This is a genomic window from Streptomyces corallincola (assembly GCF_019104725.1).
Lineage (GTDB): Bacteria > Actinomycetota > Actinomycetes > Streptomycetales > Streptomycetaceae > Streptomyces > Streptomyces corallincola.
The window spans coordinates 1-22889 of the sequence record NZ_JAHRXF010000066.1 but is presented as its reverse complement, the minus strand read 5'-3'; the positions used below and the strand labels follow the sequence as shown (position 1 = coordinate 22889).

Genomic DNA, 22889 nt, shown 5'->3' with positions numbered 1-22889 from the left:
GCGTGTCCAGCAGCCACCCCGCGCCCGGCCCCCACGCCTCCCCGTACGCGGGGGTGGGGGGGTGGGACCGGCCCGGGCCGACCTGATCAGCGGGTCACCGGGTCACCGGGGCTGCGCGGTCTCTCTGCGGGCGCGGCCGATGAGCACCGAGAGGTCCACGGCGGCCACCAGCGCGAGGGCGCCGCAGACGGCCGCGAGGACGGTGAGGAGACCGGAACCGGGCATGTCGTTCGGGCCGGAGTCCGCCGCCCACACGGAGAACCCGGCCGTGGCGGCGGCGAACAGCGGCAGGAAGATCCCGGCGAGCAGCAGACGCAGCCGGAGGTCGCCGCGCGCGGTGACCGGTTCGGCGCCGGGGTCGGCCGCGCGCGGCCGAGGCACCGGCGGTTGTCCGTGCTGCTCGGAACGCGGGGGACGCATGGGACGCATGGGACGCCCTTCTTCGACGGCTCGGCGGGAGGGGCCGGTTCGCACGGCCCGCTCCAGCGTTGCCCAAAGCGGGGAGGTCCGCAGCCCGGAGGGCCGGTCGGGATGCCCTGCTCAGGGTGCGTCCGGGGCGTGTCGCGTGCGCGCTCCGTGTGCCGGGCGTCCCGTACGGGCGCACGCTGGAAGGCATGACGAGAGCCGGTGGGACGCGCACGGGCGCGGGCGCGGGGGTGCTGAGACGGTTGCGGTCGTGGCCGTCGGGGCAGGCGCTGCTGCTGTTCCCGGTCCTGCTGATCGTGGTCATCACGGTGGTGGACCTGCGTACCCCGGACAGCGTCCATCTGGGTCCCGCCCTGGTGATCGCGCCCGCGCTGACCCCGTCGTTCGCCGGACCCCGGACCACTGGCCTGGTGGGTGCGCTCGCGGTGACCGCGCAGGTGGTCATCGGGGTCGTCCACGGCGGTCTGAGCACGATGAACCACATCCTCCAGATCGTGGTGCTGGCCGTGCTGTCGGTACTGGTGGTGCTCTACAGCGTGGTGCGGGAGCGTCGGCAGGCCCAGCTCGCGCAGGTCCGCACGGTCGCGGAGGCCGCGCAGCAGGTGCTGATGTGGCCGCTGCCCGAGTGCATCGGCCCACTGCGGATCGCCTCGCTGTACCTGGCCGCCGAGGACGAGGCGCAGATCGGCGGCGACCTGTACGCGGCGACGCGCAGCGAGGGCGGTGTGCGGGTGCTGATCGGGGACGTACGGGGCAAGGGGCTTCCGGCCATCGGGGAGGCGGCGCTGCTGCTGTGGGCGTTCCGGGAGAGCGCGCACCGCCCTGTCGAGCTGACGGAACTGGCGGCAACGCTGGACGCGAGCGTCAGCAGGTACGCGGCGGAGCTGGAGACACCGGAGGACCTGGGCGAACGGTTCGCCACCGCGCTGCTGGTGGAGATCCCGGACCAGGACCGGCTGACCCGCCTGACCAGTTGCGGGCATCCTCCGCCGCTGCTGCTCGGTCCCGGTCACACGGTGTCCGTACCGAGCCTGCGCCCCTCCCCGCCGCTGGGTGTGCACAGGTCGTCCGAACACACCCTGGACGCCTTCCCGTTCGCCCCCGGCGACACCCTGCTCCTCTACACCGACGGGGTCGTCGAGGCCCGCGACGACCAGGGGCGCTTCTATCCGCTGGCCGAGCGGGTCGCCCGCTGGACCGACGAGACCCCGGAGGCGCTCATGCACCACCTGCGACGCGATCTGCTCGCCCACGCGGGCGGCCGGCTGGACGACGACGCGGCCCTGATAGCCCTCCACCGCACGGCCCGGCCCCTGGCCCGGTCGTGACAGCCGGGCGGCTCCGCCCCCGCGATCGGACGGACGCCGACCCGGGCCTCCCGGCGGCGCCCCGGCCGCGTCAGGACGCTGTCAGGGTGGCCGCCAGGGTGGCGCCCAGGTTCCAGCAGGCTTCGGTGTCGGCCTTGGTGGGGGTGCCGGTGAGGGTGAGCGGGGTGGTGGCGGGGCGCCAGGCGAGGCCGGTGGTGATGGCGTCGAGGGCGCGGGCGGCGCCGGTGACGTCGTTGCCGCCGTGGATCCAGTAGCCGAAGGGGCGGCCTCGGGTCTCGTCGAGGCAGGGGTAGTAGATCTGGTCGAAGAAGTGTTTGAGGGCGCCGGACAGGTAGCCGAGGTTGGCCGGGGTGCCGAGGAGGTAGCCGTCGGCCTCCAGGACGTCGGCGGCCGTGGCGGCGAGCGCGGCGCGGCGGACCACGCGGACGCCCTCGATCTCGGGAGCGGTCGCACCGGCGACCACGGCCTCGAACAGCGCCTGGCAGTTCGGCGACGGGGTGTGATGGACGATCAGCAGCGTGGGCACGTCCGCCACCCTGCCCGGTGGGCGCCGGGTCCCGCAAACGGGGTGCGGGAGGCGCCATTGTGGGCGTGGGCCGCCGGTGCGACGATGCGCGGCACGGACACGGGCACGGGACCGGTGGGGGCATCGGCTGTGGGAGGAGTGGGTGTGGGCGAGGGCTTCGGGAGGGCGCCGTCACCGGCCGCCGTGGTGTTCGACGCGCTGGGGCTCGCCTACGAGCGGGCGTTCGCCGCGTCCGAGGCGCACCGCGCGTCCCTGCGGTGGCTGCTGGACCGGCTGGAGCCGGGCAGCAGGGTGCTGGACGCGGGCTGCGGCACGGGCCGTCCCACGGCGGAGGCGCTCACCGGGGCCGGGCACGACGTCCTGGGCGTGGATGTGTCACCGGTGATGGTGGACCTCGCCGCGCGTCAGGTGCCCGGAGCGCGGTTCCTGTCGGCGGACATCCGTGACCTCCCCCTGACGGAAGCCTCGTTCGACGCCGTGTGCGTGTACTTCTCGCTGCTCCAGATGACCCGCGCCGAACAGGCTTCCGTCGTCGCCCGGTTGACCCGTGCGCTACGTCCCGGTGGGCTCGCGGTGCTGGCGACCGTACCGCTCGACGTGGAGTCCGTGGACGCGGAGTTCATGGGGCGGCCGGTGCGGGTGACGAGCTTCGGGGCCGAGGATTTCCGGGAGTTGGCGGCCGGTGCGGGGCTGCGGGTGCTGTCCGAGGAGTACGCGGTGTTCCGACCGGAGCATCCGGACGCCGTACCCGAGCCGCATCTCTTTCTGCACTGTCGTCGCCCGACGGCGTGACGCCCGGCGCGAGGGGTGAGCCGGTCCCCTCGCGCCGGGCGTCCACCCGGTCAACAGCCGTTCGGTCGCGGGTCAGTAGCGCATGCGCCGGGCGCGGAGCAGTACCACCACGCCGGAGAGGGCGAGCAGGATGCCGATCGCGGCGGGCCAGAGCTGCGCGCCGGTCTCCGCGAGGCTGCCGGAGGTCTGCGGCTCGGCCTGCGAGACGGGGGCCTGTGGCCGGGCGGCGACGGGCGGCTGGGCGGCACCGGGGGACTGATCGGCCGGAGCGGCCGAATTCGCTTCTACGGAAGCCGAGTTGCCTGCCTGGTCGGCGGCCGGGGCCTGGCCGCCACCGGCCGCCGTACCCGTGGCCGAGCCGTTCCCGGCGCCCTGCGCCTTGGTGGTGTCGTCGTCGCCGCGTCCGGTGCTCGCCTGGTCGGTGGGGCGGTCGGTGCTGGGCCGGTCGGTGGCTCCGGAGGGCGTTTCCTCGTTCTTGCCCGGCTTCTGCTCGCCCTTGCCCGAGCCCTGATCGCCGCCCTTGCCACCGGTGTCCTTGCCGCCGTCGCCCTTGCCACCGGCACCCTTGGTCGGCTGCCCGGCCGGGGAGGTGCTGGCGTCGGTCTGCGGGGCGCCGGTCGCGCCCTGGCCGGGGGCCGTCGTGGCGTCGCCGCCGGAGCCGGAATCGCCCTTCGCGCCGCACGTGCGGCCGGAGTTGATGCACTCGACCATCTCGCGCATCAGCTTCTCGTCGAAGACGTTGATGAAGTCGCCGTGGTCGGTGACGGGCTTGTGCAACTGCTCGGGGAAGGAGTCCACCGCGAAGAGGGGGACGGTCCGCCCGCCGTCGTTCAGGCTCGGCGCGGGCACGGCGTAGACGATGCGCTGCACGAGCTGCGGGATGGCGCGGAACCCCTCGGCGCAGGTGCCGTCCGGACCGGCGAAGGCCACGTGGGTGCGGTGGTTGGCGCTGTCGATGTTGCGGCCGTCCCAGCAGCTCTGGAAGCGGAAGGTGCGCACCACGTCGCTGCCCGCCGGGCACAGCGGGTACTTGTCCTTGAGCTGCCGGTCCTCGAACCCGGTGCAGCTCCAGGAGGCGTTGGCGTTGGCGGGGCCGTTCACGAACGCCTTGGCGTCACCGGTGATGATGCGCAGCAGGCGGGGCATCTCCGTGACCCGGCCGCGCGAGGTGCCCTGGAAGGTCAGGGTGACCTGCTTGGGCGTGACGATCTGTCCGGCGTTGCCCTCGGTGCCGCCTCCGGGGGCGCCCGCGTCCCGTTCCTGCTTGCCGTTCTGGAGACGCAGCACCGGCCAGTAGTAGGTGGACCGGTCGCCCTGATCGACGCAGCTGGTCTTGGCGTTGGCGAGGTCGTCGTCGCTGGCGAAGGCGTTGTTCGACTGGTTGCCGACGTAGTCGTGGAAGTGGTGGGCGCCGTTGGTGACGCCGGGAGCGACGATCACGTTGTCGGAGTTGAACAGGCCGCCCGCGTTGACGCCGCACTCGGTGGTGAAGGTGCCGCGCGAGGCGTCCGCCCCCTGTGGGGCGGCGGGCGCGTTGGGCTTGACCGAGCCGATGGCCGCGTAGTCGGAGACGACCGGGCCGTTGCCCGCCTGGCCCGCGCCGTTCTGCACCGGCGGGACGCTCGGCCGGGCGCTGTCGCCCTGCTGTGCCGTGCCGCCCGGTGCCGCGCTGTCCGTGGGGGCGCCCGTGGCGGTGCCGTTCTGGGCGCCGGTGGCGTCCGGGGCGGCGCGCAGGGTGCAGGCGGCCATCGCCTCCAGGCCGTCCGGCTTGTCGCCCGCGCGTTCGAGTGCGGCGACGACCCGCCCGATGGTGGCCGCCCGCTTCTCCTTGAGCGGGTTCATGATCGTGCCGTCCGCTGACGCGGGGTCCTGGCGCACCGACTCGGCGGCGTCCTGGAGTTGGCGGTACGCGGCGGCCGTCTGGCCGTCCAAGTCGGCGAGTTCACGGTCCACGTCGGCGCGGGCCGCGCCCGGCACGCTGGTGAGGCGGGCACCGACGTCGGGGCAGTCGATCGTGGCCATGCCGGGCGCGGACTTGACCTGCTGGACCGCCGCGCCGCCGCCCAAGGTGCCCTCGGACGCGGAGGCGTAGACGTTGACGGCGGCCAGACCTCCGCCGCCCACCATCAGGGCGACCGCTGCGAAGGTCGCGCGTCGTGCGCCGGTCGGGCGTCTGCGCCTGTTGCGTACCAAGGTCGTCCCCTTGCGTGGAGCGTCGGTCGGGCGTGGCTTTCCCCCGCCCCCTTACGGACGGCGGCGCCCCGGCGTTCATCCGGAGCGGGAACTTACCGGCATCCCGTGGAGATCGGCGGCCCCGGAACTCTCCTCGGAGCGCTTCGAGTTGGTTCCGTCGCACGCGGAACACGAGGCCCGCGGCCCTTTCCCACTCGAACGCCGCGACGAACATCACGAATATGTATCGGACATTACACCCGCCAACCTTCACACGAGTGACACAAGTTGGCTAGGTTGACGGGCGGGCCGCCCGGCCGCCGGGGCGCAGCGCGTCTCCCGGTGCCCGGTAACCGGGGCTCGAACGAGCCCGGACGTCGGCCGACCCGCCCCCAGGGGCGAGTAAGGAGCACGTCTTCCCATGTCGCCGGAGAACCCCGAAGAGGTACGGCAGCGGATCGACTCCCTGTACGCGCGGGCCGAGAGGGCGACGGGGAACTACAACGCGACCCGCGCCATGTCGGCGGCCGGGCGTTCGCGGGGTGTCCCGCTGTCCCGGCGGCCCGACGCCGACCTCGACGCGGTGGCCCGCCAGTGGTTCGACGCCGCCCGCGCGACGGCGGGCCCGACGGTGCCCGCCGTGCTGCCGGTGGACCGGATGCCGTCCCGCCCGGAGACGCCGTACGCCCCGCCGGTCCGGGCCGACGAACTCCCGGCCCACGCGAGCGAGCTCCCCGAACTGCCGTCCGGCGGCGCAGGCCGCCTCGAACTCCCGCCCGCCCCCGCCCGCACGGCCGACAGCACACCCCTGACCGGAACGGGGCCGGGGCAGGGGACGGGGCCGGGGGCGGGCATGCTCGCCCTCCCCGGCGGCCGACCGGCAGAGCCCGCGCCACTTCCCACAGCACCGCTCCCCACAGCGCAGCTTCCCGCTCCGCCACTCCACGCCACGCGGTTCCCTCCCGCGCCGGGCCCCGAAGCACAGCCCGCCCCCCTGCCGCTCCCCGCCGCGCCGGCCCCCGCCGCACAGCTCCCCCGGACGACGGCCGTCCCGTCAACCCCGTTCCCCGGCGGACCAGTTCGGCAGGCAGCCGCTCCCCCGACCCCGTCCGCCAACGCCCCGTCCGCGCTGATCCCCTCGCTCCGTGGGCCGCGTCTCCCGGCAGCCGCACCCGGACGCGCCGCTCCGAGGGCCCGTAAGTCGTCCAGTCAGCGCAAACTGGCCACGGCGAGCGACCTGCTGTCCCGGTACACCGCCCGCCTGACCACACAGGCGGCGCTCGTCCACCAACCCGTTCCGACAGCACCGGTGTTCACGGACCCGCTGACCGACACGGGTTCCTTCACGGCGGTCCAGGCGGTCAGTCCCTTCGCGGGCGGGGACACGGGTTCGTTCAGCCTCCCCGGACCGGACGCCTCCTACGCGCCGTACGCGAATACTCAACTCCCCTCGGACACCGGTACGTTCACCCTTCCGACGGAGCCCTACTCACTGGAGACCGGCGCGTTCGCGGCACCGGTCTTCGACTCCCTCGCAGAGACGGGCTCGTTCCCCGCGATCTTCCCGGACCCGCAGGCCGCCGCCCAGCAGCCGGAACCCCGGCCCACCGCAACCGAGTACGCGCCCCGGCCCGCACCCGGAACACCGGGACCACAGCCCGCCGCTCCGGCACCCGCCCCGCTGGACGCGTCCGTCTCCCCGGACCCCCGCGCCGTCCGCGTCGCCCAGGCCATCGCCTTCGCCCGCGCCCAGCTCGGAAAGCCCTGCGTATGGGGTGCGACGGGCCCCGACTCGTACGACTGCTCCAGCCTGACGCAGGCCGCATGGCGCGCGGCCGGGGTCACCCTCCCGCGCGCGGCGCACCAACTCGCCACCGCCGGAACCCCGGTGACCCTGGCGATGCTGGAACCCGGTGACCTGGTCCTCTTCTTCGACGACGACCGCCATGTCGGCCTGTGCACCGGTGACGGCCTGATGATCCACGCGCCGGGTCCCGGCTCGACCATCCAGGAGGAGTCGATCTACGGTGCCGGGGAAGCCGCGATCCACCGGGTGATCCGCCCCGTGTGAGCCCGCGCGGGCGGAGGGCGGGGCCATGAAGACGGCACGCGATGGGGCCATAAGGTCCGCTTATGACCCCATAGGCGGGACCCGCGTACTAACTTAGGTCTGCCTTAGTCTAGGCTTTCCGTTCGAGTCTCCTTGTTCACGCTCGAAGGGAACTGATCATGCCGCGCCCCCTGCGGGTAGCCATCGTCGGAGCCGGTCCCGCCGGGATCTACGCCGCCGATGCCCTGTTGAAGTCCGGGGTGGCCGCCGACCCCGGCGTCTCCATCGACCTCTTCGAGCGGATGCCCGCACCGTTCGGCCTGATCCGTTACGGCGTGGCCCCCGACCACCCGCGCATCAAGGGCATCGTCACCGCGCTCCACCAGGTGCTGGACAAGCCGCAGATCCGCCTGTTCGGCAATGTGGACTACCCCACCGACATCAGCCTGGACGACCTGCGGGCCTTCTACGACGCGGTGATCTTCTCCACCGGCGCCACGGCCGACCGCGAACTGGCCATCCCCGGCATCGAGTTGGACGGTTCCTACGGCGCCGCCGACTTCGTCTCCTGGTACGACGGCCACCCGGACGTGCCGCGCGCGTGGCCGCTGGAGGCCGAGAAGGTCGCGGTCCTCGGTGTCGGCAACGTGGCCCTCGACGTGGCGCGCGTCCTCGCCAAGACGGCGGACGAACTGCTGCCCACCGAGATCCCGCAGAACGTGTACGAGGGCCTGAAGGCCAACAAGGCACTGGAGATCCACGTCTTCGGTCGCCGGGGCCCGGCGCAGGCGAAGTTCAGCCCGATGGAACTGCGCGAGCTGGACCACTCGCCCACCATCGAGGTCATCGTCGATCCCGAGGACATCGACTACGACGCGGGCTCCATCGAGACCCGGCGCGGCAACAAGCAGGCCGACATGGTCGCCAAGACGCTGGAGAACTGGGCGATCCGCGATGTCGGCGACCGCCCGCACAAGCTGTTCCTGCACTTCTTCGAGTCGCCCACCGAGATCACCGGCGCGGACGGCAGGGTCACCGGCCTGCGCACCGAGCGCACCGCGCTGGACGGCACGGGCAACGTCAAGGGCACCGGCGAGTTCAAGGACTGGGACGTCACGGCCGTCTACCGCGCCGTCGGCTACCTCTCCGACAAACTGCCCAAGCTGCCCTGGGACCTGGAGACCGGCACCGTGCCCGACGCGGGCGGCAGGGTGATCCAGGAGAGCGGCGAGCACCTGGCGTCCACGTACGTCACCGGCTGGATCCGGCGCGGCCCGGTCGGCCTCATCGGCCACACCAAGGGCGACGCCAACGAGACGGTGTCGAACCTGCTGGACGACTACGCGCACGACCGCCTCCAGACCCCGGACTCCCCCGCCCCGGAGGCCGTGGACGCGTTCCTCACCGGACGCGGTGTCCGCTTCACCACCTGGGACGGCTGGTACAGCCTGGACGCGGCCGAGCGTGCCCTGGGCGAGCCGCAGGGCCGCGAGCGCGTGAAGATCGTCGAGCGCGAGGACATGCTCCGCGAGAGCGGCGCCTGAGCCTCGGCGGGCTGATCCGAAACGGGTGGTCCCGTGGTCGTACGCACATCGTGTACGACCACGGGACCGCCCGTTTCCGCAGTTCAGGAGCGGCGGCGGCGAAGCAGACCACGGCCCGCAGTGAGCCCGAGCCCGGCCGTCACCGGAGCCAGGGCCGCGACCTGTACGACGACTCCGCCGACCAGCCGTCCGGTCTGGGGGATGCCGAGCAGCGGGCAGCACCACAGGACGCGCACGGCGAGCAGGAGCAGATCGAGGGCGGCGAACAGCCAGGCCACGGCGAGGACGACGAGGCGGCCCTCGGCGATGCGCTTTCTGGCGGCGTCCGCGCCCGCGGTCATGCGTTCGGCCTCCGCGTCGAGTGCGGCCACTCCGTCGCCGGTGAGCCGGTAGTAGCGGCGCAGGCGGCCCCGCTGGATCTCCTCGCGGTCCAGGACGATCAGCGCGTCGGCGGTACGGGCGGCGCGCCGGGGTGGGGGCCGGGCGACGGGCACCGCCGTCCGGCGATGATACTGGGAGACACACGTGCCCCCATCAGCAGATTGGCCCATGTCGAACACCGCCAGTGACCACGCCAGCATCCCGCAGACCCTCTGGGCCGCACGGGGCCGTCATACCGGTCCCGACGCCGAGGACGTCGTCCGCCGCGCCCTGGGCGGGCACAAGGAGAGCGGGGTCATCGACGACTTCGCCGAGCCGCCCGTGCCCGAGGACTCCCCGGAGCGGATCTTCGAGGCGCGGTGGCGCCCCGACGGCTCGGTGACCGTCCGCGCCAGACTCACCCTCGTACCCCGCGCCGCCCGTCCCGAGGAGCGGCTGTGGACGCTCGTCGCGGAGGCGGAACGCACCTGGGACGACGCGTGGCGTTCGCCCGCGACCCTGTTCTGGCCCGATTCCGGGCCCGGCGAGGGCGCGGACGGCGCGTGGGACTACCACCCGACCGTTCCGGGGCTGCGGTTCCGCCGGGTGAACCCGCTGCCGGAGGACGACAAGGAGATGCGGCGCCTGCTGCGGGACTCCGCCCGGCAGGCGTGGTGCGTCAACCTCGTCGTGCACGAGGCAATGACCCCGGACGCGCACGGCCGTCGGCCACTGGCCCGGCTGCTGCCGCCGGGGCTGCGGCACCGGGTGGTCGAACACCGGGCCTCGCCGCAGCAGTTCCGCGCGGTGAACTGGGCGCTCAAGGACCTCGGTGTCGAAGTGCCGCGTGGCGGCGCGGTGTTGCTTCCGCCCGACCCGGCGCCCACGGGTTACGACCCCGCCGAGCACCGGGTGCGCAGTGTCTTCCTCGACGGTGGCGAACCTACCGAACTGGTCGCCGCCGTACGGCACTTCGCGGCGCTGGAGCGGCCCGCACCCGAGGGGCTGTCGGAGGCGCTGGCCGATCTGCGGGAGAATTGGACGCTGATGACGCTCCAGGAGCAACTGGAGCGCGAGCGGGCGCTGGTGGCGCGGTACGCCGAGGCGCTGGAGGCGATGACCCGCTCCCGCGATCTGTACCGCGACGCGGCCGAGCAGGCGCACGAGGCGCTGGCCGCGTACCGGGACACTCCTGGCGCGCCGGTCGTCCCGCATCAGCAGCAGCGGGCGGAGGCGGCCAAGTCCCCGTCCCCGCTCCAGCAGTTGACCCGTACGTTCGAGCGTCTGAAGCTGTCCGCCAAGGGCACCCGTACGGCACCCTCCGAGGGCGGCGAAGGTGCCAGGAGTTCCGCGGGGGCTGAGGGGAAGGACTCCGGCGGCGTGTCGTGAGTCGTGGGGCGAGGGCCGGGAGGCCGCATGGATTCCGGTACGACCCTGCTGGTGATCGCCGGTGTGGTGGCGGTCGTCCTGCTCGGTGTGGCGGTGGCGCTGCTGGTACGGCTGGTCGCCGCCCGCCGCACCCTTCGCCGCGCGGGCCTGCCCACCGGGCCGCGCTGGGTGTTCTGGGGCGCCGTGCTGTATCTGGTGCTCCCCACCGACCTGCTCCCCGATCCGGTGTACCTGGACGACATCGCGGTCCTGCTGCTGGCCCTGCGCAGCATGCGCACCGGCGCGACGCTGCCGCCGGGGACACAGGGCCCGCCGAAGGAGCTGTGAGGGGCGCCGGGGCGGGCTGTGCCGGGTGCCGGTGAGCGGGCCGACTGAATCCGTGAGCGCTCTCCCCAGGTATCCGGCGAGGGGCGGTTCGCCGAGCCCACTCCCCCCGTAGATACGTCACCTCGTAGATACGTCACCCCGCAGGCACGTCACCCAGCGGACACGTCACCGGACCGGCTCGTGGCCCGGCGGGCACGCGTGACCGGCGCCGCGCGGGCAGAGGCCTGTCGCGCGGCGCCGGTCGTCGGGCGGAAGGGGTCAGCGGGACGCTGGGGTGGGTTCGGGTTCGGGGGTGCGGGCCGGGCGGCGCCGGGTCATCGTGGCGAGGGCCGCGACGAGGACCAGGAGCGAGGCGACGGCGGCGACGGCGGCGGCCGTACCGGCGAGCCAGGAGGGGGCGAGGACGGCGGAGTGGAGTCGGGCCGTCTCGGGGATGCCGAGGCGGGTGCCGAGGAACTGGCTGACGGCCAGTACCGCGCTGAAGCCCAGCGCGCCGGTCGCCGCGACGACACGCGTACGGACGGCGCGGGTCGGCAGGGCGAGCGCCAGCAGGACGCACACCCCGGAGGCGAACAGGGCGGTCTGGAGCGCGGGCGGGGAGAGGGCCGTCCAGTAGCGGGGCGCGTGGGCGACACCGCAGAGGAAGACCAGTGCGGCGGCGGCGCGCGCCAGCCGGATCGGCGCCGTGACGCCCGCGACGCCGCGCCGCTTGGTCCGGCGGGTCCCGGCAGCGGCCTCGTCCGGTGCCTCGGCGGGCGGCGCCGGGCGCGGTGCCTCGGCGGGCCGCTGGGGCTCGGGGGCGGTGGGCTCGGGCTGCCGCGCCGTACGGTCGGCGGACAACCGGGCGATCAGCTCGGCCAGCTCCTCGACCGGCCGGTGCACGGCCACCGCCTCGACGGCCGCGCGTCCGCAGTGCGGCTCCACCGGTGTGCGGTGCAGCAGCTGCATCAGCCGCGCGACCTCCTCGACGGGGCGGACCTCGGCGGCGGCGCGGATCGCCTCGTCGGCGCTGTGGCTGTCGCGGGGCGGCCGGGTGAGCAGCGCGACCAGACGGGTCACGTCCTCGACGGACCGGTCCTCGCCCGCCGCGCGCAGGGCGGCGACGGTCGCCGCCGCGTGCTCGGGCGAGCGTTCCAGGAGGGCGATGAGCCGTACGACGTCCTCCAGCGGGCGGTCGGCGACGGCGGCGTGCACGAGACCGTGCAGCGGATCGCCGTGACCGTCCCGCGCGTCCGGCCGCGGCGCGGCCGGGCCGGGGTCGGCGGCCTCCGGGTGTGCGGGCGCGGGTGCCTCGGTGGGCATCGGCGGCGCGGCGGGCGCCGGGTACCGGGCCGGGTCGGCGGCCGTCGGCGCGGGCGCTGCCGGGGAGGTATCCGGGAGCGGTGCGGCGAGGCGGCCGGTACCGGTGTCGGCCTGCGGATACTGGGCCGCGGCGACCGCCCGGAACGGCGCGGCCACCCCGGTCGCCGCCGGGGCGGGCGCGGCTCCGACGAGCGGCGCGGCCGGGGCGGCGGCGGTGTCGGGGAACGGCTCGCCGGGACCGGAGACACCGGGAGCCGCGTGCACGGGGGCGGTGTCCGGGAAGGGGGCGGCGACCGGGTCGGACAGCGGGGACACGGTGTCCGGGAACGGCGCGGCGGCACCGAACACACCGGGCGCGTACTGCGGCGCGCCGGTGGCTGGTGCGGCGGATATCGCGGTGGGGTCGTCGGGACGGGGGGACGGAGAGCGGGTGTTCATCTCGGCTCCAGAAGATGGGTGCGGTCGCACCGGCGCCCCCGTGTGCGACGCACGGCGTTACACCGTCCATTACGGCGAACGAGCAGGTGGGGTCGCCACTGGGATGCGGCAGACGTGTGAAGCGCGGTACGGCGGCGGGGGCCCGCCCCGGCTCGGGCGCACGCCGTGCGGACGGCGCCCGGATGCGGTCGGCGGCGGGTCGTGCTGCCGCGCCGACCCCGCGCCGCGGTGCTCCGGCGACGGGACCGCGGCGTCGCGGCGCTGGCCTGGTCCACGGCGGCTGTGGCGCTGTCGCCGCCCTCGCCGCCACGACGACCCGGTCGGGCCACGCGTCCGGCCCGGCGGTACTCCCGTCCCACCCAGTCCGCCGACCGTCCCGCCCCGTCCGCCGACACCGCACGGTCGGAACGCGCTCCCCGCGCACGCCCCCGGCCGCCCCCCTTCCAGGTCCCCCACCCGCACACCCACGCCCCCGCCCACCCCGCAACCCCGCTCCTCGAAACACCAGCTCAGCGCCCCGCGACATCGCCCGGGGGCAGTTGCCCCGCATGCACCTCCCCGCCCCTCTGTCGCATCCTTGTCTCATCCACCCGGTGGCGAGGAACGAGGTGGGCATGGCGGGAAGTGCGGGGCGGCGGCTGGCCGAGTTGCTGGTCGGGGCGTCGAACGGCGCGCTCGGCGCGGCGGGCGGGCGGGTGGCGGGTGTGTACCTGCGGACCGGCACGCCGGGTCTGTTGCGTCTCGCGGTGCTGGTGGGGCTGCCGGGGCCGTTGTTCCGGCCCTGGTGGCGGCTGCACGTGCGCCGTCCGTTCCCGGTGGCGGACGCGTTCCGGCTGGGGGTGCCGGTGGTGCTGCCGAACGCGGCGGAGACGGTGCGCAGGTATCCGCAGTTCGCGGCCGGGCTGCCGTTCCCCTTCGGTTCGGTGCACGTGCCGGTGCCGGGCGGTACCGAGCCGCTGGGCGTGCTCACGGTGCTGCGGGCCGCCGCGCCGGACGGGGAGGATGTGTCGCCGGACCCGGATCTGCCGGCCCGGCTCGCGCAGGGGCTCGGCGCGGAGCTGGTCGCCCTGGCCGCCGGGGACGAGACGGTGCTGACCTGGGAGGACGAGCCGCTGTGCGTACGCCCGCCCTGCGCCCGGCCCGCGCGGACGCGGGTGGGCCGGTTCACCTGGGACCCGGCCACCTCGGCGGTGCGCGCGGACGAGCGGCTGCACACGCTGCTCGAGCTGTCCCCGGACGGGTTCGAGGGGACGGGCGCCGCGCTCGCGGACGCGGTGTCCCCGGCGGACGCGCCCCGGCTGCTGTCGGCGCTGCGGGACACGGCGGCCGGGAAGCCGCCGCCCGCGCCGCTGGCGGTGACTCCGGCGCCGGGCGCGGCGCCGCTGCTGGTGGACCTCGGCCCGGCGGGCGAACCCGGCACGGGCGGGGCGCCGGGGCTGGTGTCCGGGTTCGTGTGCGCTCCGGGTCCCGCCGCGACCGCCGACGGCGCGGCGGATCTGCTGCCGCAGGGGGTGTTCTGCCTGGACCGGGTGGGCACGGTCGTGTACGCCAATCCGGCCGTCGCGCGGATGCTGGGCCGGGAGCGGTCCGCGCTGGTGGGGCGCCCGCTGGGCGAGGCGATGCCGTGGCTGAACGGTCCCCCGTACGACGACCATCTGCGCGGGGCGCTGCTGTCGCTGGAGTCGGCGCACGCGCACGTGCGTCGGCCGCCGGAGGGCGATCCGGCGGCGGGTGACTGGCTGGCGCTGTCGCTGCATCCCGGTCCGGACCTCGTGACCTGCACGCTCGTACCGGCCAGCCGGGTGGAGGCACCCGCCGGGCACGGGGCGGCCCATCCGCGCGACCTGGGGCATCTGCCGGAGGAACCGGTGCCGGAGGCGGCGCGGGCTCCGTCGTACAGGCCGATCGCGCTGGCGCTGGCGCTGACGGACGCGGTGACCGCGCGGCAGGTGTCGGAGGTGGTGATGCAGGAGCTGCTGCCCGCCTTCGGGACCAAGCGGCTGGCGATCTACCTGCTTCAGGAGCGGCATCTGTACCTGGCCTGGCAGAGCGGTTTCCCGAAGGGGTTCCTGGAGCAGTTCGACGGGGTGGGGCTGGATGCGCGGCTGCCCGGCGCGGAGACACTGACGGCGGGCCGGCCGCTGTTCTTCGACTCGATCCGGCAGATGGCGGCCACCTATCCGGACATGCCGCTGGACGCGGAGGAGGGAGCCCGCGCGTTCCTGCCGCTGATCTCGTCGGGGCGGCCGGTCGGGGCGTGCGTGCTGGGGTTCGACCGGGCGCGGGGCTTCGGCACGGAGGAGCGTACGGTGCTGACCGCGCTGGCGGGGCTGATCGCGCACGCGCTGGAGAAGGCGCAGCGCTACGACAGCGAGGCGGCGCTCGCGCGGGGGCTCCAGCAGGCGCTGCTGCCCCGGCGGCTGTCGGCACATCCGCAGGTGGAGACGGTGGGCCGCTATCTGCCGGGCACGACGGGGATGGACGTGGGCGGCGACTGGTACGACGTGGTGGAGGCCGGGGACGGTCTGGCGCTGGTGATCGGGGACGTGCAGGGGCACGGGGTGCAGGCGGCGGCCACGATGGGCCAGCTGCGCAGCGCGGTGCGGGCGTTCGCGCTGGGCGACCGGCCGCCGGACGAGGTGATGAGCGGGACGAATCATCTGCTGATCGGCCTGGACCCCGGACAGTTCGCCAGTTGCTGCTACGTACGGCTCGATCCGGCGACCGGGGTGGCGCGGGTCGCCCGTGCGGGTCATCCGCCGCCGCTGCTGCGGGAGCCGGACGGGCGGACGGTGGCGCTGGACCTGCCGGGCGGTGTGGTGCTGGGCGTGGACGCCGGTGCGCGGTATCCGGTGGCGGAGCTGCGGCTGGCGCCGGACGCCATTCTCGCGCTGTACACGGACGGGCTGGTGGAGCGGCCGGGTACGGACATCGACGACGGGATCGCGGGGCTGTGCGGGGCGCTGGCGCGGGCCGGTGCGTCGGCCGTGCGGCGCGGCGGGCGGAGTCTGGGGGCGGTCGCGGACCGGCTGACGGCGACCGCCCGGCGGGCGGCGGACCGGCCGGACGACGTGGCGCTGCTGCTGGCGGCCCGGCGCACCGGCGGGCGGGAGCGGGCGGAGGGCCGGGCGGGTGACGGCCTCGCCTGACGGGCGCGGGCAGTGTAGACATGGGCTCATGGTCCGACTGCCCGGCCGGCCGGAGACCCGGCCGCCCCGTCTGCTCGGGCACCCGCGTGTGGCGCCGGGTCCCCGGCGGGGCGTGGCGGGTCCGGGCGGCCCCGGTTCCGGGGTGCCCCGTTCGGCGGTGTCGCGGCGCAGTGTGGCCGGACAGGTGTTCGTCCTCCAGGTCGTCATCGTGCTGCTGCTGGTCGCGGCGGCGGTGGTGGCGCAACTGCTCCAGGTGCGGCACGACAGCACGATGGAGGCCCGTACCCGCTCGCTCGCGGTCGCGGAGGGGTTCGCCAACGCGCCCGGTACGGCCGCGGCGCTGCGGGCACCGGACCCGACGGCGGTGCTGGAGCCGAGGGCGGAGGCGGCCCGCAAGGGGTCCGGGGTGGACTTCGTGGTGGTGATGAACACCGACGGCATCCGGTACACGCATCCGCAGCGGGACCGGATCGGCAAGAAGTTCGTCGGGACGATCACCCCGGCGCTCGGCGGGCACACCGTGGTGGAGCAGCTGGACGGGACGATCGGGCCGCTGGTGCAGGTCGTGGTGCCGGTGCGGGACGCGGACGGCCGGGTGGTGGGCCTGGTGTCGGCGGGGATCACCACCGCGCACGTGGGCGGCGCGGCCGACCAGCAGTTGCCGCTGCTGCTCGCGGCGGCAGCGGCGGCGGTGGCGCTGGCCACGGCGGGCACCGCGCTGGTCAGCAGACGTCTGCTGCGCCAGACGCACGGCCTCGGACCGGCCGAGATGACCCGGATGTACGAGCACCACGACGCGGTGCTGCACGCGGTCCGCGAGGGCGTGCTGATCGTGGGCGGCGACGGGCGGCTGCTGCTCGCCAACGACGAGGCGCAGCGGCTGCTGGACCTTCCCGCCGACGCCGAGGGACGGCAGGTGCTGGAGCTGGGCCTGGACGACGAGACGGCGGGGCTGCTGGCGTCGGGGCGGGTGGCGACGGACGAGGTGCATCGGGTCAAGGACCGGCTGCTGGCGATCAACCAGCGCCCCACCGACCTGCGCGGCGGCCCGCCGGGGAGCGTGACCACGCTGCGCGACTCCACCGAGCTGCGCGCGCTGTCCGGCCGCGCCGAGGTGGCGCGGGAGCGGCTGAACATGCTGTACGACGCCGGGGTGGGCATCGGCACCAGCCTGGACGTGTCCCGGACCGCGCAGGAACTCGCGGAGCTGGCGGTGCCCCGGTTCGCGGACTTCGTCACCGTGGACCTGTTCGACGCGGTGCTGAAGGGCGAGGAGCCGAAGCCGGGGACGGCGCTGCGCCGGGCCGCCTGCGGCGGGGTGCGCGAGGACGCGCCGCTGTATCAGGTGGGCGAGCGCATCCGGTTCGTGGCGACGACCCCGCAGGCACGGAGCCTGACGACCGGGCAGCCGATCGTGGAACCCGCGCTGCGCCGGGCACCGGGCTGGCTGGCGCAGGACGAGGAGCGTACGGCGCAGATCATGGCGTACGGCATCCATTCGCTGATCACGGTGCCGCTCCGGGTGGGCGGTCTGGTGCTGGGGGTGGCGAACTTCTGGCGGGCGGACAAGTCGCAGCCGTTCGACGCGGAGGAGCTGGCGCTCGCGGAGGAACTGGTGGCGCGGGCGGCGGTGTCCATCGACAACGCCCGCCGGTACACGCGCGAGCACAGCATGGCGGTGACGCTCCAGCGCAGCCTGCTGCCGCGCACCCTCCCGGACCAGGGCGCGCTGGAGGTCGCGTACCGGTATCTGCCCGCGCAGTCGGGGGTGGGCGGCGACTGGTTCGACGTGCTGCCGCTGTCCGGGGCGCGGGTGGCGCTGGTGGTGGGGGACGTGGTGGGGCACGGGCTGCTGGCGGCGGCGACGATGGGGCGGCTGCGCACGGCGGTGCACAACTTCTCCGCGCTGGATCTGCCGCCGGACGAACTCCTGGGCCTGCTGGATGAGTTGGTGGCGCGGATCGACCAGGACGAGACCCCGGCGGACGGCGCGGCGGCGATCACCGGCGCGACCTGTCTGTACGCGGTGTACGACCCGGTGTCCCGGCGGTGCACGATGGCGCGCGCCGGTCATCCGCCGCCCGCGCTGGTGTTCCCGGACGGGCGGGTGGAGTACGCGGAGGTCCCCGCGGGTCCGCCGCTGGGTCTGGGCGGGCTGCCGTTCGAGACGGCGGAGCTGGAGCTGCCGGAGGGCAGTCGGCTGGTGCTGTACACGGACGGTCTGGTGGAGGACCGGGACCGGGACATCGACGTGGGCCTGGATCTGCTGCGGGACGCGCTGCGCCGGGCGCCCGGCGCGTCGCCGGAGGAGACCTGCCGGACGGTGCTGGAGCGGCTGCCGAACCGGCCGCGCGACGACGTGGCGCTGATCGTGGCCCGCACCCGGGTGCTCGGGGACGACCGGGTGGCCGCCTGGGACGTGCCGTCCGATCCGGCGGCGGTCGCGGAGGTACGGGCACGGGTGAGCGAGCAGCTCGACGCGTGGGGCTTGGCGGAGCTGTCCTTCACCACCGAGCTGATCCTGAGCGAGCTGGTCACCAACTCGATCCGCTACGGGCGCGGTCCGATCGGCGTACGGCTGCTGCGGGACCGGACGCTGATCTGCGAGGTGTCCGACCGGTCCACCACCTCGCCGCATCTGCGGTACGCGGCGATCACCGACGAGGGCGGCCGGGGCCTCTTCCTCGTGGCGCAGCTCGCGGACCGCTGGGGGACCCGCTACTCCCCCACGGGCAAGGTCATCTGGGCGGAGCAGCCGCTTTCCTGACGGGCCGTCAATTGTTCGGCCGGGGCCTCGGCGAGGTCCCGGCCGGGAGCCTCGGCGAGGTCCCGGCCCGGCGTCTCAGCCGAGGGCGCGGTCGAGGTTGAAGGCGGCGCTGATCAGGGAGAGATGGGTGAACGCCTGCGGGAAATTGCCCTGTTGCTCGCCCGTGCGGCCGATCTCCTCGGCATACAGGCCGAGATGGTTGGCGTAGGTGAGCATCTTCTCGAAGGCCAGGCGGGCTTCGTCCACCCGTCCGGCGCGGACCATCGCCTCGACGTACCAGAACGAGCAGATGGAGAAGGTGCCCTCGTCGCCGCGCAGCCCGTCGGGGCTGAACCGGGGGTCGTAGCGGTAGACGAGGGAGTCGGAGACGAGTTCCTCGGTGAGCGCGTCCAGGGTGGAGAGCCATTTGGGGTCGGTGGGGGCGATGAACTTGGCGAGCGGCATCATCAGCACCGAGGCGTCCAGCACGTCGCCGTCCTCGTACTGCGTGAAGGCGCCGCGCCGTTCCGACCAGCCGCGGTCCATGATGCGCCGGTAGATGGTGTCGCGGGCGGCACGCCAGCGGGGCAGGTCGGCGGGGAGGCCACGCCGGTTGGCGAGGCGGATGGCGCGTTCGACGGCGACCCAGCACATCAGCCGGGAGTAGAGGAAGTTCCGGCGCCCGCCGCGCGTCTCCCAGACGCCCTCGTCTGGCTGGTCCCAGTGCTCGCACACCCACTCCACGAGGTGGCACACGTCGTCCCACTGGGCGCTGGAGATGGGCTGCGCCCACTTGTCGTAGAGGTAGATGGAGTCGATCAGGGCGCCGTAGATGTCGAGTTGGAGCTGCTGGGCGGCGTCGTTGCCGACGCGGACGGGGGCGGCGCCCTCGTGGCCCTCCAGGTGCGGGAGTTCGCGTTCGGGGAGTTCGGTGCGGCCGTCGATGCCGTACATGATCTGGAGCGGGCCGGAGGGGGCGCCGTCACCGGGGCTGATGTGGGTGGTGAGGAACCGCATGAACGCCTCCGCCTCGCCGGTGAAGCCGAGGCGGAGTAGGGCGTAGACGGCGAACGCGGCGTCACGGACCCAGACGTAGCGGTAGTCCCAGTTGCGCTCGCCGCCGGGCTGTTCGGGCAGGCTGGTGGTGGGGGCGGCGACGATGGCGCCGGTCGGGGCGTAGGTGAGGAGTTTGAGGGTGAGCGCGGAGCGGTGCACCATCTCCCGCCAGCGGCCCCGGTACTGGGACTGCTGGAGCCAGCGCCGCCAGTAGGCGACGGTCGCGTTGAACTGCTGCTCGGCCTCGGCGCGGGCGCAGCCGCGCGGGGCGATCTCGTCGCCCGCCTGGTCGAGCGCGAACACGGCGGTCTCGCCCTCGCCGAGCTTGAAGTCGGCCCAGGCGTCGCGGCCGTCGTTCTCCAGCACCACGGTGGAGGTCAGGGACAGCGACTGGTCCGGGGAGTCGAAGACGACCAGCCCGTCCCGGGAGTGCACGGTGTGCTCGTCGGCGCCGTAGTTGAAGCGGGGCGCGATCAGCGCGCGGAACGAGACGGTGCCGCGTACGCAGACCACGCGGCGGATCAGCCGGTGCCGGTTCTCCTCGTGCGGGCGGTCGCCGTCCACCGGCATGAAGTCCTGGACCTCCCCCACGCCGTCCTCAGTGTAGAAGCGGGTGATCAGGACGTTCGTGTCGGGGAAGTAGAACTGCTTGTTCCGGGCGGGCACCGACGCGGCCAACTCGAAGCGTCCGCCGCGCTCGGCGTCGAGGATCGCGGCGAACACGCTCGGGTCGTCGAAGGAGGGGCAGCAGTACCAGTCGATCGTGCCCTCGGACCCGACCAGGGCGACACTGCGCAGATCCCCGATGAGGCCGTGCTCCGCGATGGGGAGGTAGCGGCCGGGGGGCGGGGTGTGGCGGTGGAAGGGGGCGTGGGGGCGGAGGGGGCTCCGGGGGGTGCCGGAGATTTCGGAAGTTCCGGGGGGTTCGGCGGTCCCGGGGGATTCCGGGGCCTCGGCGGGTTCCGGGGCCTCGGGGGATTCCGGGGTCCTGCGGGTGTCGGGTACGTCCGGTGTGTCGGACGTGTCCTTGCGGTGGGGCGTGTCTGCCATCGCTCGGGCCTCCCGGACGGGTGTGCGACCGTTCTCGCTGCGGTTTCCCTGGAGTTCTGCGGTGCTGTTCGGCGGGGTGGTGCTTGCGGGCGGTGCTCGGCGGGTGGTGCGGTTCGGCGGGCGCTGAGGGCTTTCCAGCTTACGGGTGAGTGGTTCGTCGCGGCTTGGGCGGGCGCCGGGGACGAGGTTTCCGGTCCACCGTTCCGGCGGGCTCCGGGCGGGTTCCGGATGGGCGCGGGGCAGGCTCGGGGCGGGTTCCGGATGCAGGGTGTGCCGGGGCGGGGAATCGTAAGGATGTGCGCCGTTCTCGGCCGCACCGGCACGGATGCGGTCGTCCGGACCGAGGAGGAGACCACATGTCCACATCCACACCCGAAGAGTCCCGGTCTGAAGAGTCCAGGTCGTCCGACGACCACTGCACGCCGGACGCCCTGCTGCACTCGGCGCCGTCGCGGGACGTCACACCCGAGGACATGGTCATGGCGACGGGGCGGGACGTGACCCCGGCGAACCTGGCCTGGGCCCGCCGCAAGCTGGAGAGCGAGGGACCGGCGGCGATCGAGAAGCTGCTGCCGTAGTCCGCCCGCGCCACTACCGGACATCGACGGGGGCGCGGACGGGACACGGACGCGACGTGGGCGGTCCGCGTGTCTTCCGCGCCCTTCCGTCCGGCGGCCGGGGGCTGTCAGACTCCGGGCGTGCCCGACTTCGACATGCTCGTCATAGGTTCCGGACCCGGTGGCCAGAAGGCGGCCATCGCCGCCGCCAAGCTCGGCCGCCGGGTCGCCGTCGTAGACCGTCCCGACATGCTCGGCGGGGTCTCCCTGCACACGGGGACGATCCCGTCCAAGACACTGCGCGAAGCGGTGCTCTATCTGACCGGCCTCAGCCAGCGCGATCTGTACGGACAGAGCTACCGGCTGAAGGAGGACATCACCGTCGGGGACCTCACCGCGCGTACCGAGCACGTGGTGAGCCGCGAGGTGGACGTCGTCCGCAGTCAGCTGTCCCGCAACCAGGTCGCGCTGTACTCGGGGACCGGGCGGTTCACCGACCCGCACACCGTGGCGCTGCGCGACGCCCGCACCGGCGAGGAGCGCCTGCTCACCGCCGAGCACGTCGTCATCGCCACCGGCACCCGGCCGGCCCGCCCGGACAGCGTGGACTTCGACGGGCGTACGGTCCTGGACTCGGACAACGTGCTCGCGCTGGACCGGGTTCCGCGCTCGATGGTGATCGTCGGCTCGGGCGTGATCGGCATGGAGTATTGCAGCTTCTTCGCGGCACTCGGCAGCAAGGTCACGGTCGTGGAGCGGCGGCCCACCATGCTGGACATGTGCGACGGCGAGGTCGTCGAGTCGCTCCGCTATCACCTGCGGGATCTCGGGGTGACGTTCCGCTTCGGGGAGACGGTCGCCGCCGTCGAGCGGCACGCCAAGGGGACGCTGACCGTCCTGGAGAGCGGCAAGAAGATCCCGGCGGACGCGGTGATGTACTCGGCGGGCCGACAAGGGCTCACCGACGACCTGGATCTGGAGAAGGCCGGGCTGGCGGCCGACCCGCGCGGGCGGATCACGGTGGACGAGCACTACCGCACCGAGGTCCCGCACATCTACGCGGTCGGGGACGTGATCGGCTTCCCGGCGCTGGCCGCGACGTCGATGGAACAGGGCCGGGCCGCCGCCTACCACGCCTTCGGCGAACCGGTGGGCGGCATGCACCAGCTCCAGCCCATTGGCATCTACACGATCCCCGAGATCAGCTTCGTCGGCCGCACCGAGGACCAGCTCACCGAGGACCGCGTCCCCTACGAGGTGGGGGTCGCCCGGTACCGGGAGCTGGCCCGAGGCCAGATCATCGGGGACTCGCACGGCATGCTGAAACTCCTGGTCTCCCCCGCCGACCGCACCCTGCTCGGCGTGCACTGCTTCGGCTCGGGCGCGACCGAACTCATCCACATCGGCCAGGCCGTCATGGGCTGCGGCGGCACCGTGGACTACCTGGTGGACGCCGTCTTCAACTATCCGACGCTGGCCGAGTCGTACAAGGTGGCCGCGCTGGACGCGACCAACCGGCTGCGGCAACTGGAGCGGTTGGAGGACTGAGTAGGTCCTACTGAGGGGACGAGGAGGACGGGGGGGCGGGGGAAAGCGAATTTTCGGCGGGGCTGGGCGGGGCTCTCCGGGGGTCCGGGGGGGGCCGGGGGTCCGGGGGCGGCGGTGCCCCCCGGGGGG

The 22889-nt window shown here is 74.1% G+C and carries 16 protein-coding genes; 10 read left to right on the top strand and 6 right to left on the bottom strand.

What is annotated here, in order from left to right; translation table 11 throughout:
- Positions 1 to 102 precede the first annotated feature (102 nt).
- Positions 103 to 420, bottom strand: a complete 318-nt coding sequence (locus KUM39_RS26600) for a DUF6343 family protein (RefSeq protein WP_246620774.1) — start codon at positions 418 to 420, stop codon at positions 103 to 105.
- A gap of 194 nt (positions 421 to 614) precedes the next feature.
- On the opposite strand from KUM39_RS26600, the gene KUM39_RS26595 reads away from it, so the two are divergent.
- Entirely contained in the window at positions 615 to 1754 is a 1140-nt protein-coding gene (locus KUM39_RS26595) for a PP2C family protein-serine/threonine phosphatase (protein ID WP_217788325.1), read from the top strand.
- Positions 1755 to 1824: 70 nt separating this feature from the next.
- On the opposite strand, the gene KUM39_RS26590 is transcribed toward KUM39_RS26595, so the two are convergent.
- Positions 1825 to 2280, bottom strand: a complete 456-nt coding sequence (locus KUM39_RS26590) for a flavodoxin family protein (protein WP_217788324.1) — start codon at positions 2278 to 2280, stop codon at positions 1825 to 1827.
- Positions 2281 to 2424: 144 nt separating this feature from the next.
- On the opposite strand from KUM39_RS26590, the gene KUM39_RS26585 reads away from it, so the two are divergent.
- Positions 2425 to 3072 (top strand): class I SAM-dependent methyltransferase, encoded by a 648-nt coding sequence (locus KUM39_RS26585; protein ID WP_308288251.1) that lies wholly within the window; start codon positions 2425 to 2427, stop codon positions 3070 to 3072.
- 72 nt (positions 3073 to 3144) lie between these two features.
- Here KUM39_RS26585 and KUM39_RS26580 read toward each other — a convergent pair whose 3' ends face one another.
- Positions 3145 to 5265 carry a DUF1996 domain-containing protein gene (locus tag KUM39_RS26580; RefSeq protein ID WP_443732244.1) on the bottom strand — a complete coding sequence of 707 codons (2121 nt, stop codon included), beginning with the start codon at positions 5263 to 5265 and terminating at the stop codon, positions 3145 to 3147.
- A gap of 400 nt (positions 5266 to 5665) precedes the next feature.
- On the opposite strand from KUM39_RS26580, the gene KUM39_RS28465 reads away from it, so the two are divergent.
- Together KUM39_RS28465 and KUM39_RS26570 are read left to right on the top strand one after the other, a co-directional pair.
- Positions 5666 to 7315, top strand: coding sequence for a C40 family peptidase (locus KUM39_RS28465; protein ID WP_246620773.1), 1650 nt, complete (start codon positions 5666 to 5668; stop codon positions 7313 to 7315).
- Between the two features lie 158 nt (positions 7316 to 7473).
- Positions 7474 to 8838 carry an FAD-dependent oxidoreductase gene (locus KUM39_RS26570; RefSeq protein WP_217788322.1) on the top strand — a complete coding sequence of 455 codons (1365 nt, stop codon included), beginning with the start codon at positions 7474 to 7476 and terminating at the stop codon, positions 8836 to 8838.
- A gap of 83 nt (positions 8839 to 8921) precedes the next feature.
- On the opposite strand, the gene KUM39_RS28460 is transcribed toward KUM39_RS26570, so the two are convergent.
- Positions 8922 to 9332 carry a hypothetical protein gene (locus KUM39_RS28460; RefSeq protein WP_246620772.1) on the bottom strand — a complete coding sequence of 137 codons (411 nt, stop codon included), beginning with the start codon at positions 9330 to 9332 and terminating at the stop codon, positions 8922 to 8924.
- Positions 9333 to 9387: 55 nt separating this feature from the next.
- Here KUM39_RS28460 and KUM39_RS26560 point away from each other — a divergent pair, with 55 nt between their 5' ends.
- Both KUM39_RS26560 and KUM39_RS26555 read left to right on the top strand, forming a co-directional pair.
- Positions 9388 to 10587 (top strand): hypothetical protein, encoded by a 1200-nt coding sequence (locus KUM39_RS26560; RefSeq protein ID WP_217788321.1) that lies wholly within the window; start codon positions 9388 to 9390, stop codon positions 10585 to 10587.
- 27 nt (positions 10588 to 10614) lie between these two features.
- The gene (locus KUM39_RS26555) at positions 10615 to 10914 is read left to right on the top strand and encodes a YkvA family protein (RefSeq protein WP_217788320.1); all 300 of its coding nucleotides are present in this window, start codon (positions 10615 to 10617) and stop codon (positions 10912 to 10914) included.
- A 258-nt stretch (positions 10915 to 11172) separates the two neighbouring features.
- On the opposite strand, the gene KUM39_RS26550 is transcribed toward KUM39_RS26555, so the two are convergent.
- Positions 11173 to 12654 (bottom strand): hypothetical protein, encoded by a 1482-nt coding sequence (locus tag KUM39_RS26550; protein WP_217788319.1) that lies wholly within the window; start codon positions 12652 to 12654, stop codon positions 11173 to 11175.
- Positions 12655 to 13268: 614 nt separating this feature from the next.
- Between KUM39_RS26550 and KUM39_RS26545 the strand changes: the two genes are divergently transcribed.
- Both KUM39_RS26545 and KUM39_RS26540 read left to right on the top strand, forming a co-directional pair.
- Positions 13269 to 15803 carry a SpoIIE family protein phosphatase gene (locus KUM39_RS26545; protein WP_217788318.1) on the top strand — a complete coding sequence of 845 codons (2535 nt, stop codon included), beginning with the start codon at positions 13269 to 13271 and terminating at the stop codon, positions 15801 to 15803.
- A 28-nt stretch (positions 15804 to 15831) separates the two neighbouring features.
- Positions 15832 to 18570: a SpoIIE family protein phosphatase gene (locus tag KUM39_RS26540; RefSeq protein ID WP_217788317.1), complete on the top strand. Its 2739-nt coding sequence runs from the start codon at positions 15832 to 15834 to the stop codon at positions 18568 to 18570.
- A gap of 75 nt (positions 18571 to 18645) precedes the next feature.
- Here KUM39_RS26540 and KUM39_RS26535 read toward each other — a convergent pair whose 3' ends face one another.
- The gene (locus KUM39_RS26535; protein WP_246620771.1) at positions 18646 to 20655 is read right to left on the bottom strand and encodes a glycoside hydrolase family 15 protein; all 2010 of its coding nucleotides are present in this window, start codon (positions 20653 to 20655) and stop codon (positions 18646 to 18648) included.
- Positions 20656 to 21011: 356 nt separating this feature from the next.
- Between KUM39_RS26535 and KUM39_RS26530 the strand changes: the two genes are divergently transcribed.
- Both KUM39_RS26530 and sthA read left to right on the top strand, forming a co-directional pair.
- Complete coding sequence (locus KUM39_RS26530; RefSeq protein WP_217788316.1) at positions 21012 to 21233, top strand: hypothetical protein; 222 nt, start codon at positions 21012 to 21014, stop codon at positions 21231 to 21233.
- A 120-nt stretch (positions 21234 to 21353) separates the two neighbouring features.
- Positions 21354 to 22760, top strand: coding sequence for a Si-specific NAD(P)(+) transhydrogenase (gene sthA / locus KUM39_RS26525; protein WP_217788315.1), 1407 nt, complete (start codon positions 21354 to 21356; stop codon positions 22758 to 22760).
- The last annotated feature ends 129 nt before the right edge of the window (positions 22761 to 22889 follow it).

What these genes read in the sequence shown, in the direction of transcription:
- KUM39_RS26600 (WP_246620774.1), bottom strand. Translation starts at nt 420, where the DNA reads ATGCGTCCCCCGCGTTCCGAGCAGCACGGACAACCGCCGGTGCCTCGG.
- KUM39_RS26595 (WP_217788325.1), top strand. Translation starts at nt 615, where the DNA reads ATGACGAGAGCCGGTGGGACGCGCACGGGCGCGGGCGCGGGGGTGCTG.
- KUM39_RS28465 (WP_246620773.1), top strand. Translation starts at nt 5,666, where the DNA reads ATGTCGCCGGAGAACCCCGAAGAGGTACGGCAGCGGATCGACTCCCTG.
- KUM39_RS26570 (WP_217788322.1), top strand. Translation starts at nt 7,474, where the DNA reads ATGCCGCGCCCCCTGCGGGTAGCCATCGTCGGAGCCGGTCCCGCCGGG.
- KUM39_RS26560 (WP_217788321.1), top strand. Translation starts at nt 9,388, where the DNA reads ATGTCGAACACCGCCAGTGACCACGCCAGCATCCCGCAGACCCTCTGG.
- KUM39_RS26555 (WP_217788320.1), top strand. Translation starts at nt 10,615, where the DNA reads ATGGATTCCGGTACGACCCTGCTGGTGATCGCCGGTGTGGTGGCGGTC.
- KUM39_RS26550 (WP_217788319.1), bottom strand. Translation starts at nt 12,654, where the DNA reads ATGAACACCCGCTCTCCGTCCCCCCGTCCCGACGACCCCACCGCGATA.
- KUM39_RS26545 (WP_217788318.1), top strand. Translation starts at nt 13,269, where the DNA reads ATGGCGGGAAGTGCGGGGCGGCGGCTGGCCGAGTTGCTGGTCGGGGCG.
- KUM39_RS26540 (WP_217788317.1), top strand. Translation starts at nt 15,832, where the DNA reads ATGGTCCGACTGCCCGGCCGGCCGGAGACCCGGCCGCCCCGTCTGCTC.
- KUM39_RS26535 (WP_246620771.1), bottom strand. Translation starts at nt 20,655, where the DNA reads ATGGCAGACACGCCCCACCGCAAGGACACGTCCGACACACCGGACGTA.
- KUM39_RS26530 (WP_217788316.1), top strand. Translation starts at nt 21,012, where the DNA reads ATGTCCACATCCACACCCGAAGAGTCCCGGTCTGAAGAGTCCAGGTCG.